At 68.8% G+C, this 14,154-nt stretch carries 14 protein-coding genes; 1 reads left to right on the forward strand and 13 read right to left on the reverse strand.

Annotated elements, in window-relative coordinates:
* Window positions 1–15 precede the first annotated feature (15 nt).
* From CV1CTNOD_RS19315 to CV1CTNOD_RS19375, 13 genes are all read right to left on the reverse strand, one after another.
* The gene (locus CV1CTNOD_RS19315; protein ID WP_131768314.1) at window positions 16–309 is read right to left on the reverse strand and encodes a DUF2469 domain-containing protein; all 294 of its coding nucleotides are present in this window, start codon (window positions 307–309) and stop codon (window positions 16–18) included.
* Window positions 306–998 carry a ribonuclease HII gene (locus tag CV1CTNOD_RS19320; protein ID WP_242606838.1) on the reverse strand — a complete coding sequence of 231 codons (693 nt, stop codon included), beginning with the start codon at window positions 996–998 and terminating at the stop codon, window positions 306–308. Before CV1CTNOD_RS19320 ends, CV1CTNOD_RS19315 begins: the two co-directional genes overlap by 4 nt.
* Window positions 985–2,301, reverse strand: a complete 1,317-nt coding sequence (gene lepB / locus CV1CTNOD_RS19325) for a signal peptidase I (protein ID WP_242606839.1) — start codon at window positions 2,299–2,301, stop codon at window positions 985–987. The genes CV1CTNOD_RS19320 and lepB overlap by 14 nt, the downstream gene beginning before the upstream one ends.
* A gap of 211 nt (window positions 2,302–2,512) precedes the next feature.
* On the reverse strand, window positions 2,513–2,869 hold the full coding sequence (gene rplS / locus CV1CTNOD_RS19330) for a 50S ribosomal protein L19 (protein WP_131787416.1): 357 nt from the start codon (window positions 2,867–2,869) through the stop codon (window positions 2,513–2,515).
* 137 nt (window positions 2,870–3,006) lie between these two features.
* Window positions 3,007–3,858, reverse strand: a complete 852-nt coding sequence (trmD, locus tag CV1CTNOD_RS19335; RefSeq protein WP_131787417.1) for a tRNA (guanosine(37)-N1)-methyltransferase TrmD — start codon at window positions 3,856–3,858, stop codon at window positions 3,007–3,009.
* Window positions 3,859–3,868: 10 nt separating this feature from the next.
* A complete protein-coding gene (gene rimM, locus CV1CTNOD_RS19340; RefSeq protein ID WP_131787418.1) occupies window positions 3,869–4,498 on the reverse strand; it encodes a ribosome maturation factor RimM in 630 nt (209 codons plus the stop codon).
* A 56-nt stretch (window positions 4,499–4,554) separates the two neighbouring features.
* Window positions 4,555–4,788, reverse strand: coding sequence for an RNA-binding protein (locus CV1CTNOD_RS19345; RefSeq protein WP_131787419.1), 234 nt, complete (start codon window positions 4,786–4,788; stop codon window positions 4,555–4,557).
* Window positions 4,789–5,244 carry a 30S ribosomal protein S16 gene (gene rpsP, locus CV1CTNOD_RS19350; protein ID WP_131787420.1) on the reverse strand — a complete coding sequence of 152 codons (456 nt, stop codon included), beginning with the start codon at window positions 5,242–5,244 and terminating at the stop codon, window positions 4,789–4,791.
* A gap of 247 nt (window positions 5,245–5,491) precedes the next feature.
* On the reverse strand, window positions 5,492–7,060 hold the full coding sequence (gene ffh, locus CV1CTNOD_RS19355) for a signal recognition particle protein (RefSeq protein ID WP_131787421.1): 1,569 nt from the start codon (window positions 7,058–7,060) through the stop codon (window positions 5,492–5,494).
* 418 nt (window positions 7,061–7,478) lie between these two features.
* Window positions 7,479–8,717 carry a signal recognition particle-docking protein FtsY gene (gene ftsY / locus CV1CTNOD_RS19360; protein ID WP_131787422.1) on the reverse strand — a complete coding sequence of 413 codons (1,239 nt, stop codon included), beginning with the start codon at window positions 8,715–8,717 and terminating at the stop codon, window positions 7,479–7,481.
* Between the two features lie 33 nt (window positions 8,718–8,750).
* Entirely contained in the window at window positions 8,751–12,521 is a 3,771-nt protein-coding gene (locus tag CV1CTNOD_RS19365; protein ID WP_131787423.1) for an AAA family ATPase, read from the reverse strand.
* Window positions 12,522–12,866: 345 nt separating this feature from the next.
* Entirely contained in the window at window positions 12,867–13,061 is a 195-nt protein-coding gene (locus CV1CTNOD_RS27965; RefSeq protein ID WP_131768369.1) for a hypothetical protein, read from the reverse strand.
* A gap of 357 nt (window positions 13,062–13,418) precedes the next feature.
* The gene (locus CV1CTNOD_RS19375) at window positions 13,419–13,763 is read right to left on the reverse strand and encodes an acylphosphatase (RefSeq protein WP_131787424.1); all 345 of its coding nucleotides are present in this window, start codon (window positions 13,761–13,763) and stop codon (window positions 13,419–13,421) included.
* Between the two features lie 112 nt (window positions 13,764–13,875).
* Here CV1CTNOD_RS19375 and CV1CTNOD_RS19380 point away from each other — a divergent pair, with 112 nt between their 5' ends.
* Window positions 13,876–14,121, forward strand: a complete 246-nt coding sequence (locus CV1CTNOD_RS19380; RefSeq protein WP_242606842.1) for a hypothetical protein — start codon at window positions 13,876–13,878, stop codon at window positions 14,119–14,121.
* The last annotated feature ends 33 nt before the right edge of the window (window positions 14,122–14,154 follow it).

A 14,154-nucleotide genomic window follows, 5' to 3' on the forward strand; every position in this document is an offset into this window, starting at 1 on the left:
ACCAGCCTGGAAAGGCTAGAGCTCGGCCTTGGTCAGTTCCTCGACGTTGATGTCCTTGAACGTGACCACCCGGACGTTCTTCACGAACCTCGCCGGCCGGAACATGTCCCAGACCCAGGCGTCGCGCAGGGTGAGTTCGAAGAAGATCTCACCGGCGCTGTTGCGGACCTCGATCTGGTAGTCGTTCGCGAGATAGAAGCGACGCTCCGTCTCGATCACATAGGAAAAGAGACCGACGACGTCCCGGTACTCACGGTAGAGCTGGAGCTCCATCTCGGTCTCGTACTTCTCGAGGTCTTCGGCGCTCATGCGCTCTCCGTCGCGCTGCGTAGCCCGGTTCGTGTCACGGCGTCCTCCAGCCGCGACAGTCGTTCGCGTTGAGCTTGTGCCACATTGACATACGACATCCGATGCTGTTCGCACGGCCCGTACGCGGCCAGCGCCGCGGCGTGCCCGGCCGTTACATACCCCTTGTGCTGGGCGAAATCGTACTCGGGATGCCGGCGATGGAGATCTTTCATGATCCGGTCTCGGGTCACCTTGGCCACCACCGACGCAGCCGCCACACAGGCCACGACCTGGTCGCCCTTGAGCACGGCCGTGGATTCAACCCCCAGCCCCGGCACCGCGAACCCGTCGGTGAGGACGTACCCCGGCCGCCGGGTAAGCCGTGCCACAGCGCGACGCATCCCGGCGATGTTTGCCACGTGCACACCCCACGCGTCGATCTCGAACGGCTGGATCACGACGGTCGCCCATGCCTGGGCGACGGACAGTATCTCGTCGAACACCCGTTCACGCAGCTGCGCCGACATCCGCTTGGAGTCCGTGAGATCGTCGAGGCGGCGCGATCTGCTCGCGGGGAGGATGACGGCAGCCACCACGAGCGGACCCGCGCAGGCGCCACGGCCGGCCTCGTCGACCCCGGCCACGGGCGCGAGCCCCCGGCGCCACAGCGCACGTTCGTAGCCCCACAGCCCGCAGTCACGTCGGATCACCGGGCTGGTCGGTGCGAACGGCAGGAGGTGCTCCGGCCGGACACCGTCGCCGACGGGTCGCCAAGCGCTGCAGCGGTCGCCCACGGCGACCGTCCCACCGGGCCGACGGACCGTCGCCGTTGTCGTCACCTGTGTGCCTCCCGGGCCGTTTCGCCGATCGCGTCGGCAGGCTACCGGGCGAACCCCGCCCGCGCCGCACCATGGTGGCTCCTCCCACCACCGCTGCTCCCGCCAGCCCGACACCGGCGAGCGGCACGGCCGCCGCCGCGGGTCCGCCCGCGGCTGCGAAGATGTCCGGCGGAGTCAGGATCGCCATCCGACCCAGCGGCCAGACCCGCACAAAGGCGCGGCCGACGACTTTGCTCTCTGGGATGGTGCCGTTCACCCGGGAGTCCGAGGACTCGCTGCGGTGGTCGCCCATGACCCACAGCTCGCCGGGTGGAACCTTCACCGGATCGAACTCGCGGCCCCCGCCGATCGGGCTGTTCTCGTAGACGTACGGCTCGTCCAGCGGCCTGCCGTTGACCGTCACCCGCCCCTGGGCGTCACAACATGCGACCGTGTCGCCGCCCACACCGATGACACGTTTGATGAAGTCCTTGTCACTGGGCGCGCCGAGCCCGAGCACCCCCTGGACCGACCGGACCGCCCGGGAAAAGACGTTGCTCGGCGGCGTGATCAGCGTCTCGGCCCGTTCGAAACCGGTGCCGTCGCCGTTGAACACGACGATCTCTCCGCGGTGGACGTCCCGGAAGCGGTAGACAAGCTTGTTGACCAGTACCCGGTCGTTGACCAGCAGGGTGCGCTCCATCGAGACGGTCGGTATCCAGAACGCCTGGATGAGGAACGCCTTGATGAGCAGAGCAAGCAGAAAGGCGATCAGAACGAGCAGCGGCAACTCGCGGGCGAACGAGCCACGACCGCCGCGAGGAGTACGGGCTGCTGGGCGCCGGCCGGCTGGCGGGTTGTCCGTGGCAGCCGCTTCGGCCCCCTGGACGTCCTGGATGTCCTGGCCGGTCACGTTCTCACCGATAATGTTCTCCCCGGTGGCGCCTGCGGCCTCGACCTGGCGGCCGTCGTCGGTGACAAAGGCCGCGTGCACCTGGTGTTGACCGGGTTCACCGATGGCGCCCGGCTGCGGCTGGGTACTCGGTGCGCGCTCGGTTTTCCCGTCCTCGACCCGCGCGGAGGGGCCGGTCTGCTCGCTGTGCGGGTAGACCGCGTCGTCCGCGCGGTCGTCCGCGGAGCCGGCGGGAGGGGACCCACCCCGGCGCATCGGACGACTGTGCTCGGCTCCACTCACCGCGCCACCTCATGGGTTCGCCGACTTCGGCCGGAATGTGATGTCCGGGGAACCCGGTTGAAAACGATCGCTGACCACCCTACGCGACTGACCGGCTCCAACGACGGCACGGCGACGCGTGTTCGGTGTTCGCGTCGCCACACCGGCCGGTTGCGATCACGCCACGACCGGCCGTCCCAGCCACCTGCTGGCGGCGCAGTGGCTGTCAGCTCTAGCGCCCAGCCGGCCGACGCTTCTCCTTGATTTTCGCCGCCTTGCCGCGCAGATCACGCAGGTAGTAGAGCTTTGCGCGGCGGACGTCCCCGCGAGTCACAATTTCGATCTTGGATACCACCGGGCTGTGGACCGGGAAGGTCCGCTCCACGCCGACGCCGAAGCTGACCTTACGGACCGTGAAGGTCTCACGCACGCCACCACCCTGCCGCCGGATCACGACGCCCTGGAAGACCTGGATGCGCTGGCGGTTGCCTTCGACGACACGAACATGAACCTTCAGGGTGTCGCCCGGCCAGAACTTCGGGACGTCGGTCCTCAGCGACGCGGCATCGAGGCTGTCCAGGGTTTGCATGGCAGTCGCTTTCTCGCGGTGATGACGGGATGGATCGGATGCGGTCCGGCCGGCAGAAGTAAGCCACTTTAGCGGACCACGTACCCGCTCGCTCCGAGAGGTTTCAACCGGTGCGGCGGACGGCCGGAGACCGTATCCTACTGTGCCACACGAGCGTCCGAGTCGGTCTCACCCGTGCCGGAATGCTCCACGCGATGCTCCAGGCGGGACACTCGATCATCCCCAGTGGGTATGCGATCACACTCGGCCAAGTCGTCGCCGGCCGGATCGGCGCCCGCCAGGTCGTCGCTCGCCGGACGGTCTAAACGACCAAGCAGGTCCGGACGGCGGTGCGCGGTCCGTCGCAGGGCCTCCTCACGCCGCCATCGGCCGATGGCGGCGTGGTCCCCGGAGCGCAGCACAGCCGGAACCTCGTGGTCGCCCCACACCGGCGGTCGGGTGTACACCGGCGCCTCCAGCAGCCCGCTGGCAAAGGAGTCGTCCACCACGGACTCGGCGTTGCCGACGACTCCGGGCAGCAGCCGGGTGACCGCTTCCAGGACGACCAGGGTGGCGACCTCTCCCCCGGCAAGAACATAGTCACCGATGGAGATCTCGTCGTCGGCCCACTCGTCGATAACGCGCGCGTCGATGCCTTCGTAACGGCCGCAGCAGAACACCAGCCACTGTTCGTCGGCCAGGCCGGCGGCATACGCCTGTGTGAAGGGCCGCCCGACCGGGGTCGGGACGATGATCCGGGGCCGCCGGCCGTCCGCCGCTCCCAGCGCGCAGATCTCGGTCAGCGCCGCCCACCACGGCTCCGGACGCATGACCATGCCCGGCCCCCCGCCGTAGGGGGCGTCATCGACGGTCCGGTGCACGTCGTTCGCCCACTGTCGTAGATCGTGCAGATGGACGTCGAGGATGCCGCGCGCGCGGGCCCGGCCGACCAGGGACAGCTCCAGGGGGCTCAGGTAGGCGGGAAAGATTGTAACTATATCGACGCGCACGGTTACTCCGCTACTCCAGGTCAAAAAGGCCCGGCGGCGGGTCGACGACGATCCGGCCGTCCGGCACCTCGACCATCGGCACGATTTCGCGCACGAACGGGACGAGTACCTCGTGACCACCGACACAGTCGACAGCAAGCAGCTCCCCGGCGGGAGTGTGGACGACGTCGACGACTGTGCCCACGTCAACGCCGTCCACCGTGACTACCCGCAGCCCGACGAGATCACGATCCCACCAGAGGTCGTCGACGTCCTCATCACCGTCGTCCGCGGCGGCGCCCACCTGGCCAGGCGCGATGGTGAGAACGAGCCCGCGCAGGGTCTCGGCGGCAGTTCGATCGCCGATGCCCTCGAACCGCACCAGCAGGCGTCCGGCGTGCCAACGCGACCCTGCCACCACCAGGGACGTGGTCATGGGAGGGGCGCCGCGCAGTTGCGTCCCGGGGGCGAACCTCCGGTCGGGAACGTCCGTGCGAACGCCGATCGTCACGTCCCCACGGACACCGTGGGGACGACCGATCCGACCGACCACGACCGGCTCGTCCGCCGGACGGCCAAAGGCAGCACGACCATGCTCATTCAGTCCTGCCGGGACTCCGGGTCCCCTGGTCACCAGTGGACCGCCGGACTCATGATCCATATTGTGGATCTTCCACTGTACTCACCGATTACCCACTAGTTACCCACCAGCGGGACCTACCGGTCGACGTCGATCACGTCGACACGCAGGCCCCGACCTCCCACCCCGGCCATGACTGTCCGCAGGGCACGGGCGGTTCTCCCGCCGCGCCCGATGACCTTGCCGAGATCATCCGGATGCACACGAACCTGGAGGGTTCGCCCCCGCCGACCCGACCCCATGTCCACGCGCACGTCGTCCGGGTGGTCGACGATGCCCCGAACAAGATGCTCGAGGGCGGCTTCCAGCACTTACTGCCCCTCCGGAGTCGACGACTCAGCAGCCTGCTCGGTCTTGTCGCCGGCAGACGCGTCCTCCGTCGCCTTCTTGCCCTTCTTCGGCGTGGTGGCGGGCTTGTCGGTGAGACCGGCTGCGGCCCTGGCCGCAGCCTGGAACACCTCGCGCTTGTCAGCCTTGGGAGCCGCAACCTTTATCGGCGGTGGCGCGGGAAGGCCCTTGAACTTCTGCCAGTCACCGGTGACCTTGAGGATCGCCAGTACCGGCTCGGTCGGCTGGGCACCGACAGCAAGCCAATACTCGGCGCGCTCAGCGTCCACCTTGATGATGCTCGGGTCGGACTTCGGGTGGTACTGCCCGATCGCTTCGATGACGCGTCCGTCCCGCTTGGTGCGGGCGTCCGCGACGACGATCCGGTAGTGCGGCTCGCGCATCTTGCCGAGGCGCTGAAGTTTGATCTTGGTTGCCACGATTGTCGAACTGCTCCAGACGTACGTCGGTAGTCACCGGACACCACGGTGCGGACGCGGAGTACCGGCAGCTCGGTTTGCCGAACGCCGCCCGCGGCACAGACATCCACCGCGACGACGCCGATAGTGAACAGGGCAATGGTGAACAGGTGAACAGGTGAACACAGCTAGGGTGAGGAACCCACGCCACCATCATAGTTTGCCAGATCGCCCGCGCTAGCGACCACACAGGCCGCCTACAGGGGCCTCAGTGCCGCCCGCCGCGCCCCTGTCCGGACGGCGGGAAACCACCGCCTCGCATCAGGGCCGACAGGTCGGGCAGCTCGCCGTTGCCGAGTCCGGCCGGAAGCCCACCGGGGGGGCTGCCGGCACGCCGTGTCTCGGCCTCGATCTTTTCCGCCTGCGTCTGCGCGGCGCGGGCGGCCGGGTTGCCCTTGCGTTTCGCGCCCTTGGCCTTCTTCACGGCCTTACGGTTGGCCGCCGTCTTGGCGCGGAAGGCCCCACCGGGTCCGCCGAGACCGCCAGCCATCTGCTTCATGACCTTGCGCGCATCCTCGAACCGGTCGAGAAGCTGGTTGACCTCGGTGACGGTCACACCGGAGCCGCGGGCTACACGCGCCTTACGGGACGCCTGGAGGATGCGCGGGTCATGCCGCTCGGCCGGAGTCATCGACCGGATGATCGCCACGACCCGGTCGACGTCGCGATCGTCGATCTGGGAAAGCTGCTCCTTCATCTGCCCCATGCCGGGCAGCATCCCGAGCAGGTTGGCGATCGGCCCCATCTTGCGAACGGTGAGCATCTGGTCGAGGAAGTCGGAGAGGGTGAACTCCGAGGCGGCCATCTTCGCCGCCATCTCCTCGGCCTGATCGGCCTCGAACGCCTTTTCGGCCTGCTCGATGAGGGTGAGGACGTCGCCCATCCCCAGGATGCGCGAGGCCATCCGCTCGGGGTGGAAGACGTCGAAGTCCTCCAGCGCCTCACCGGTGGAGGCGAACATGATCGGACGACCGGTCAGGTGCGCGACCGACAATGCGGCACCGCCGCGCGCGTCACCGTCGAGCTTGGTGAGCACCACCCCGGTGAAGCCCACACCGTCGGCGAATGCCTGCGCCGTGGTGACAGCGTCCTGACCGATCATGGCGTCGACGACGAACAGGATCTCGTCCGGAGACGTCACGTCACGGATAGTGGCGGCCTGGCGCATCATGTCGGCATCCACACCGAGACGGCCCGCGGTGTCGACGACGACCACGTCGTGCAGGCGGCGTCGGGCGTATTCCACCGCGTCACGGGCGACTGCGACCGGGTCACCCACGCCGTTGCCGGGTTCGGGCGCGTACACCTCCACACCGGCCCGGCCGGCCACAACCTGAAGCTGCGTGACCGCGTTCGGACGCTGAAGGTCGGCGGCGACGAGGAGAGGGGTGTGGCCCTGGGCCTTGAGCCACCGGCCGAGCTTGCCGGCCAACGTCGTCTTGCCCGTTCCCTGCAGGCCCGCCAGCAGGATGACGGTGGGCGGCGTCTTGGTGAACCGCAGGGTGGTCGTCCCACCACCCAGGATCGTGACCAGCTCCTGGTTGACGATCTTTATGACCTGCTGGGCGGGATTCAGCGAGGCCGAGACCTCCTCGCCCCTGGCCCGTTCACGAAGGGCGGTGATGAAGGCACGGACCACCGGCAGGGCGACGTCGGCCTCCAGCAACGCCACCCGGATCTCCCGGGCGGTGGCATTGATGTCGGCCTCGGACAGCCGTCCCTTGCCACGAAGTGACGAGAAAGCCTTGTCGAGACGGCTGGACAGGGTGTCGAACACGCGCACACTCCGAGATCGCTGGCGAACCGCAGTTCTCAGGGTACGCACCTGGCGGGCCGAGCCGGAGCCGGACCGCCCACCGCCATCTCACTACAGCGGCAACACCACCATGACACCCCGGCGAGGTGCACCCACACGATGATCACAACCGAACCTGCCGTGATCTCCGCCCTCCGCGTCGAGGATGGCGGGACACCTCGCCGGACGTCGTCCGTCCCGGCCGTCGCATCCAGCCGGGACTGAAAACCTCACCCCGGCACTGTAGGTCGCGGCATGCGGGTACGGAAGAAGCGCGGCACCGGATGCAGTGGCCACATTGTGGTCCTGCCGGCCCACCTGGTGCGTTCCGTCGTTGCGTTCCGTCGTTGCGTTCCATCGTTGCGTTCCATCGTTGCGTTCCGCGGTTCCGTTCCATGATTCAGTCCGGTGGGTCTCCGAGCAACGCGTCGACAAACGCCTCCGGGTCGAACGGAGCAAGATCGTCCGGGCCCTCCCCCAGACCGACCAGCTTCACCGGGACGTCGAGCTCCCGCTGTACGGCGATCACGATGCCGCCCTTGGCAGTCCCGTCGAGCTTGGTCAGCACGATCCCGGTGATGTCCACCGCCCGGGCGAAGACCCGAGCCTGCTCCACCGCGTTCTGGCCGGTGGTCGCGTCCAGCACGAGCAGCACCTCGTCGACGGGACCGAGCTTGGCAACCACCCTTTTGATCTTGGTGAGCTCGTCCATCAGGCCGGTCTTGGTGTGCAGGCGTCCCGCGGTGTCGACCACCACCGTGCTCGCGCCGTCGCTGATTCCCCGCCTGACCGCTTCGAAGGCCACCGACGCCGGGTCGCCGCCCTCGCTCCCGCGTACCGTGTGCGCTCCGACCCGGCTCCCCCAGGTTTCCAGCTGATCGGCGGCGGCGGCCCGGAAGGTGTCCGCCGCGCCCAGCACGACCGTCCGGCCATCCGCCACGAGGAGTCGGGCGATCTTTCCGCAGGTCGTGGTCTTGCCGGTGCCGTTCACCCCGACGACGAGGATGTTCGCCGGCCGGCCCTGCGCGAACGCCTGCAGCGTGCGGTCGGTGCTGGTACCGATCTGGGCGAGCAGTTCGTCGCGCAGCAGGGCACGGACGTCCGCGGGCCGGCGCGCGCCGAGGACCTTCACCCTCGTACGCAACGACGTGACCAGCTCCTGGGTCGGTGTGACGCCGACGTCGGCGACCAGCAGGATTGTCTCGACGTCTTCCCAGACCTCCTCGTCGAGGTTGTCCCCGGACAGCAACAGCAGCAGGCCACGGCCCAGGCTGCTCTGGGAACGGGCCAGGCGCGCGCGCAGCCTTACCAGCCGGCCCGCGGCCGGTGCCGGCACCTCCAGCTCCGGTGCCTTCTCCAGTTCCAGTTCGAACAGCCCGGCCTCGGCGGCCTCGGGTCCGGTGGGGGGCGAAGGGATGCCGAGATCAGCCGGGAGATCGACTGTGTCGACCGTCCGTCGGGGAGAATCCCGCGGAACCTCGGCGTCGTCACCCACACCGGGTGAGTAGTCCGTCCCTGGATGTGGCCGGCCGCGGGTGGATGTGGTCTCCCGCCCGCGACGGCGGGTGCCTACCACCAGGCCGGCGGCCGTGACGAAGCCGAACACGACGATCGCGATAATGATGAGGACGTACTCCACGCCTTCGATCCTGACAGACCAGGCGTGCTGTGCTCAGGCCGAGGCACGCTCGCGGAGCCGTTGACTGATCACCGTGGTGATCCCGTCACCACGCATCGCCACACCGTAGAGCGCGTCGGCAATCTCCATCGTGCGCTTCTGGTGGGTGATGATAATCAACTGGGACTTTTCCCGCAGCCCTTCCAGCGCCTCCAACAGGCGGCCGAGATTGCGGTCGTCAAGGGCTGCCTCGACCTCGTCGAGGACGTAGAACGGCGACGGGCGGGCCCGGAAAATCGCCAGCAACAGCGCGATCGCCGTCAACGACCGCTCGCCGCCGGACAGCAACGACAGGCGCTTGACCTTCTTACCCGGTGGCCGGGCCTCCACCTCGATACCTGTCGTGAGCATGTCATCGGGGTCGGTCAGGACCAGCCGGCCCTCGCCGCCGGGGAACAGGGTCGCGAAGACCGTCTCGAATTCCCGCGCGGTGTCCGCGAACGCCGTCCGGAAGACCTCCCGGACCCGCTCATCGACCTCCGCGACGACCAATAGCAGGTCACGGCGGGTGTTCTTGATGTCGTCAAGCTGGGTGGACAGGAACGCCGCCCGTTCCTGCAACGCCTCGAACTCCTCCAGCGCCAGCGGGTTGACCTTGCCCAGGCGGCCCAGCTGCTTCTCCGCGGCGGCCGCCCGCGCCGCCTGCTCGGTCCGGTCGAACGGGACGGGCTCGCCGTCGGCGGTGTCCGGTGGCACGGGGACATCCGGTCCGTACTCGGCGACCAGGTCGTCGACGGCTATCCCGTGCTCGTCCAGCACCTTGGTCTCCAGGGTCTCGACCCGCAGACGCTTCTCGGCACGGGCAAGCTCGTCGCGGTGGACGTCGTCACGCAGCGCGGCAAGTTCGGCGGCGAGCACCCGGACCTGCTCCCGGACGCCTGTCAGGCCGGACTCGGTCGCCCGGCGCAGCGCCTCGACGCGCTGGCGTTCGGTGTCGGCGGCGACCAGTGAGTGCTCCAGGGCCGCCAGGGCGGCGTCGGCGGCATCGGCCACCGCAGCGGCCACCGCAGCCTGACGTTCCCGGACCTCCCGGCGTCGCGCCGCGGCCATCCGCGCGGCACGTTCGTTCGCGGCGGAGCGCACCAGCGCGTCCGCGCGCCCGGCCAGCGCCCGCGCCCGTTCCTCGCTGGTGCGTACCGCGAGTCGGGCTTCCACCTCCTCGGCGCGCACGGCCGACGTTGCCGCGACCAGTCGGTCACGCTCGGTTGACGGACGTTCTCCGGCGTCGGGTTCGGCCGAGGCCGCGGCCAGCGCCGCCTCCAGCTCCGCCAGCGCACCGTATGCCTGATCGCGGGCTGTTTCGGCCTGAACCCGGGCCCGTTCTAGACGTTCGATCTCGGCCGCACCGGACCGGTTCGCCCGCTCCAGCTGGGACAGCTGCTCGGACAGCGCACGGTGACGGGCGTCGGCGCCGTGCAAGGCCGCAAGCGCCTCGTCGATCCCGGTCCGGGCCCGGTTGACCTCCTCGTGGGCGGCGGCAACCGCATCCCGGGCATGATCACCACGACCGGCCGCGGCGATCATCTGGGTTTCGGCCTCCTCGGCGGCGGCCTGCAACTCCAGCAGGGACGGTGCCCGGGCGCTGCCGCCGGTGGCGAGAGCCGGTCCGATCACGTCACCAGCCCGGGTGACCGCCCGGATGTCGGGATGCTCCCGGACCAGCTCGACCGCAGCCGCAAGATCGTCAACGACCAGGGTGGCGGCGAGCATCCGCGCGACACCCGCGGCGTAGCGCGGATCGCTGACCCGCACGAGGTCGCAGGCGGGTACTCCCCCACCGCGAGCATCCGGCGGCAGGGCTTTCACCGGGTCGGTCACGGCGTCCGGCGCGGGACCGTCGGCGGGAATCTCGGCGGCGACGACCAGGGACGCGCGTCCGGCGTCGACCGCTCGCAGCCACTCGAACGCGGCACTGACATCATCGGTGCCGGCGACGGCGACGGCGTCGGCGGCCGGACCCAGCACGGCCGCGACAGCCGCCTCCGCCCCGGGCTCGACCGACAGCCACGCGGCCAGACGCCCGAGGATGCCGGTAGGTGGTTCAACCTGATCCGCGGCATCCGTCCCAACTGTCACCCCGGATTCCGCCGGCGTCACCGGCACGGCGCCCGCAGCTGTCACCGCGACAGTCCCGTCCGTCCTGCCCGCGGCCCGGCCCTTCCCACCGGACCTGTCCTTGCCGCCGGCCTTGTCCTTGCCGCCGCTCGCCCGGCCGGCCGGCGTGCCCTGCCAGGTACCGGCGGCGACGTCCAGCAGCGCCGCGGCGCCGTCGCGCGGGGTCAGCGACAAGGTGAGCGCCTCCCTGCGGGCCTGCCAGGACGCCCGGTCGCGTTCGGCGGAACGCTCCTGCGAGCGCAACTCCTCCAGGCGATCGGTGGCGGTCGTGTGGACCGCCACCGCCTCATCATGGCGCGCGGTGAGTTCGCTTCGGGTGGTCTGTATCCGGGCGAGCTCCGATTCGAGCGCGATCCGTTGATCGCTCGTTTCCCCACCACGTAACCGGGCCGCGTCCACCGCCTCGGACATCCGGACGATCTCCGCCTCGGCACTGGTGGCCCGGGATCTGGCGGCCTCGACCCGTCCGGCCAGCCTGGCAAGGTTCTCCCGCCGGCTTGATGCCTCCCGCACGGCCGCGACCAGCGCCTTTTCCTCCCGGGCAAGCGCGGCTTCGAGCTGCGCCCGACGAGCGACGACTCCCTCGAGGCTGTCGCGGTCGGCCTCCAGCCGGACGACCAGAGCGTTCTCCTGCTCCCGGACGGCGGCGGCCTCCTGTTCCAGCTGCTCGGGGTCGCGACCGCTGCGTTGCTCCTCGGCGCCGGCCCGCAGCAGCCGGACCCGCTCGGCGGCCAGCGACCGGGTGCCCCGGATGCGTTCCCGCAGGGACACCAGGGCGTGCCAGACCTCGCCCGCGGCGGCTGCCCGGGGAGTCACCGCGGCCAGCTCCGCCTCCAGCGCCTGCTCGCGCTGCTGACCGTCGGCATGGGTACGACTAACCGTGGCAACGCGGACCCGCAGCGCCTCCTCATCCCTGATGTCGGATGCCAGGTCACCACGGGCCATGACGATGTCGTCGGCAAGCAGCCGCAGGCGGGAGTCACGCAGCGTCGCCTGAATGACGCCGGCCTTGCGGGCGATTTCCGCCTGCCGGCCCAGCGGGCCCAGCTGGCGGCGCAGCTCGGCGGACAGATCGGTGAGCCGGGTGAGGTTGGCGGCCATCGCCTCCAGCTTGCGCAGCGCCTTTTCCTTGCGCTTGCGGTGCTTGAGAACGCCGGCCGCCTCCTCGACGAAGGCACGGCGGTCCTCCGGGCGGGCATGCAGGACCGCGTCGAGCTGCCCCTGCCCGACGATGACGTGCAGCTCGCGGCCGATCCCGGAATCGCTCATGAGCTCCTGGATGTCCAGGAGCCGGCAGGTACTACCGTTGATCGTGTATTCGCTCTCGCCGCTGCGGAACATCAGGCGGCCGACGGTCACCTCGCTGTAGTCGATCGGCAGGGCACCGTCGGTGTTGTCGATGGTCAGCAGCACCTCCGCGCGGCCCAGCGGTGGACGCGACGGAGTGCCCGCGAAGATGACGTCGGACATGGTGCCGCCACGCAGCGCCTTGGCTCCCTGTTCGCCGAGAACCCATGCCATGGCGTCGACGACGTTGCTCTTGCCGGAACCGTTCGGCCCGACCACGCAGGTGATACCGGGCTCGAGGTGCAGAGTCGTCGAACTCGCGAACGACTTGAAACCCCGCAGGGTGAGGCTCTTGAGGTACACCGGTCTCCGGAGCTGTCGCAGAGAACGGGCAGCGGACAGCCGGACACACGGCGCAACCGGCAGCTGGGCCGGTTGCGCGTGCATGGACCCGCCCGGCCACCACGCCCGAAGGGACGATCGACTACCCACGATACTGCGGTGTCCTGTACCCGACCGGGACGGGTGCACCGGCACGGCAGGCACCGGAAGGTGAATGGCATCACCGGCAGAAATCGACGTAACTCACAACGTCACAGACGCGACGGGAAACAGCAACAAGAGATTTCGCGAATGCCACCAGCAGCACAAAGGGACGTTCCCCATGAAGAGAAACGTCCCTTAACTCCCGCTACGGGTCCGGGAGGATCAGGTCAACGCAGGCTCCGCCTCGAACACCCGAAGTTCATCCGAGACATCAACGCCTTCAAGAGCATCATTGAGAGCGCGGGTACGCGCGAGTTCGTCCTCCAGTTCTGCTACACGCGCACGAAGTCGGCGTACCTCATACGACAAACGAACATCGCTGCCAGAGCCGACGTGGCCGAAAAGGGCCTTCGCCATGATAGTGGTCCTCCACGATGAGTGACCGAGCGGGTGCGGGATGCGCTGCGACCTGGCCAACCGGCTCAGGCAGGCCACACGACGCGCCAGACAATGAACCAAGGATCGCACGCCAAGCGACCGAAAGTCAAGACGATGCCATACCCCGCTCGCCGGCGACGGCGTTTTGTCGAGATGGAGACACCCGGCCGTCTGCGCATCCGTCAGCACGAGGAGGTGGATGCCGCCGTGCCGCCGGACCGACAGGCCGGCCACCGGCCACACCTCCCAGCAACCCGAGGACTCAAGCAACCCGAAGACCTGGGCGCAGACATCCGACCACGAGCGCGCGGGCGCCGGACCGGGCAAAAGGAGTGCTCACTTACGAACAAAATTCAGCAGGTCACCTCTGGGCTGCGACCAGGAGTACGTCACCTGTGTCGTCCGACCGGGCGTGTGCCCCGCCCGCAACATTTCCAGAAGGGTCTGACACGCCGCGCGTGGACCCTCCACGATCACCTCGACTCGTCCGTCCGAGAGATTCGTCGCGGAACCCGCCAGGTCGAGCCGGCGCCCTCGCGATCGAACATATGCGCGAAAACCAACACCTTGAACGGTGCCCGACACCCATGCCGTAAGACGGGCATGGGACACATGGGATGCGGAGCCGTCGGACGGATCGCAATCACCCTGATCGGCTGATCCAACAGGAACGTCGTGCATGGAGGCAGGAACGTCGTGCATGGAGACGGTAGGATACCGGATCACTGTGGACACAACACATTCTCCCCGCTTCCGCCGGCCCCGGATGCGCTCGTATCGCCGCGGTCGAGTCATGATGATGACGATGTGCGCCGTCGTCATCCCGTCGACGCTGCTCCTTGGCGGCTGCGGCCAGAACTTCGAACAGGACGGCGGCGTGCTGCCGGTACCGAGGGCCAGCACCGAAGGTCTGCGCAGCGCGACACCGCAGCCGGCGCCCGCCGCACCGACCGAGGTGATCGGCCCTGGCTACGCTCCGCCCCGGACGTCGGGCCCCACCCAGACGGCGGTCCCCAACATCCCCGGCGGCAAATACTAGTGTCCTGCGCCGGAAGTTTCCACGATTAAATAA

This window comes from Protofrankia symbiont of Coriaria ruscifolia (assembly GCF_900634745.1).
Taxonomy (GTDB): domain Bacteria; phylum Actinomycetota; class Actinomycetes; order Frankiales; family Frankiaceae; genus Protofrankia; species Protofrankia californiensis.

What these genes read in the sequence shown, in the direction of transcription:
- CV1CTNOD_RS27965 (WP_131768369.1), bottom strand. Translation starts at nt 13,061, where the DNA reads ATGGCGAAGGCCCTTTTCGGCCACGTCGGCTCTGGCAGCGATGTTCGT.
- CV1CTNOD_RS19375 (WP_131787424.1), bottom strand. Translation starts at nt 13,763, where the DNA reads ATGCACGACGTTCCTGTTGGATCAGCCGATCAGGGTGATTGCGATCCG.
- CV1CTNOD_RS19380 (WP_242606842.1), top strand. Translation starts at nt 13,876, where the DNA reads ATGATGATGACGATGTGCGCCGTCGTCATCCCGTCGACGCTGCTCCTT.
- CV1CTNOD_RS19315 (WP_131768314.1), bottom strand. Translation starts at nt 309, where the DNA reads ATGAGCGCCGAAGACCTCGAGAAGTACGAGACCGAGATGGAGCTCCAG.
- rplS (WP_131787416.1), bottom strand. Translation starts at nt 2,869, where the DNA reads ATGCAAACCCTGGACAGCCTCGATGCCGCGTCGCTGAGGACCGACGTC.
- rimM (WP_131787418.1), bottom strand. Translation starts at nt 4,498, where the DNA reads ATGGATCATGAGTCCGGCGGTCCACTGGTGACCAGGGGACCCGGAGTC.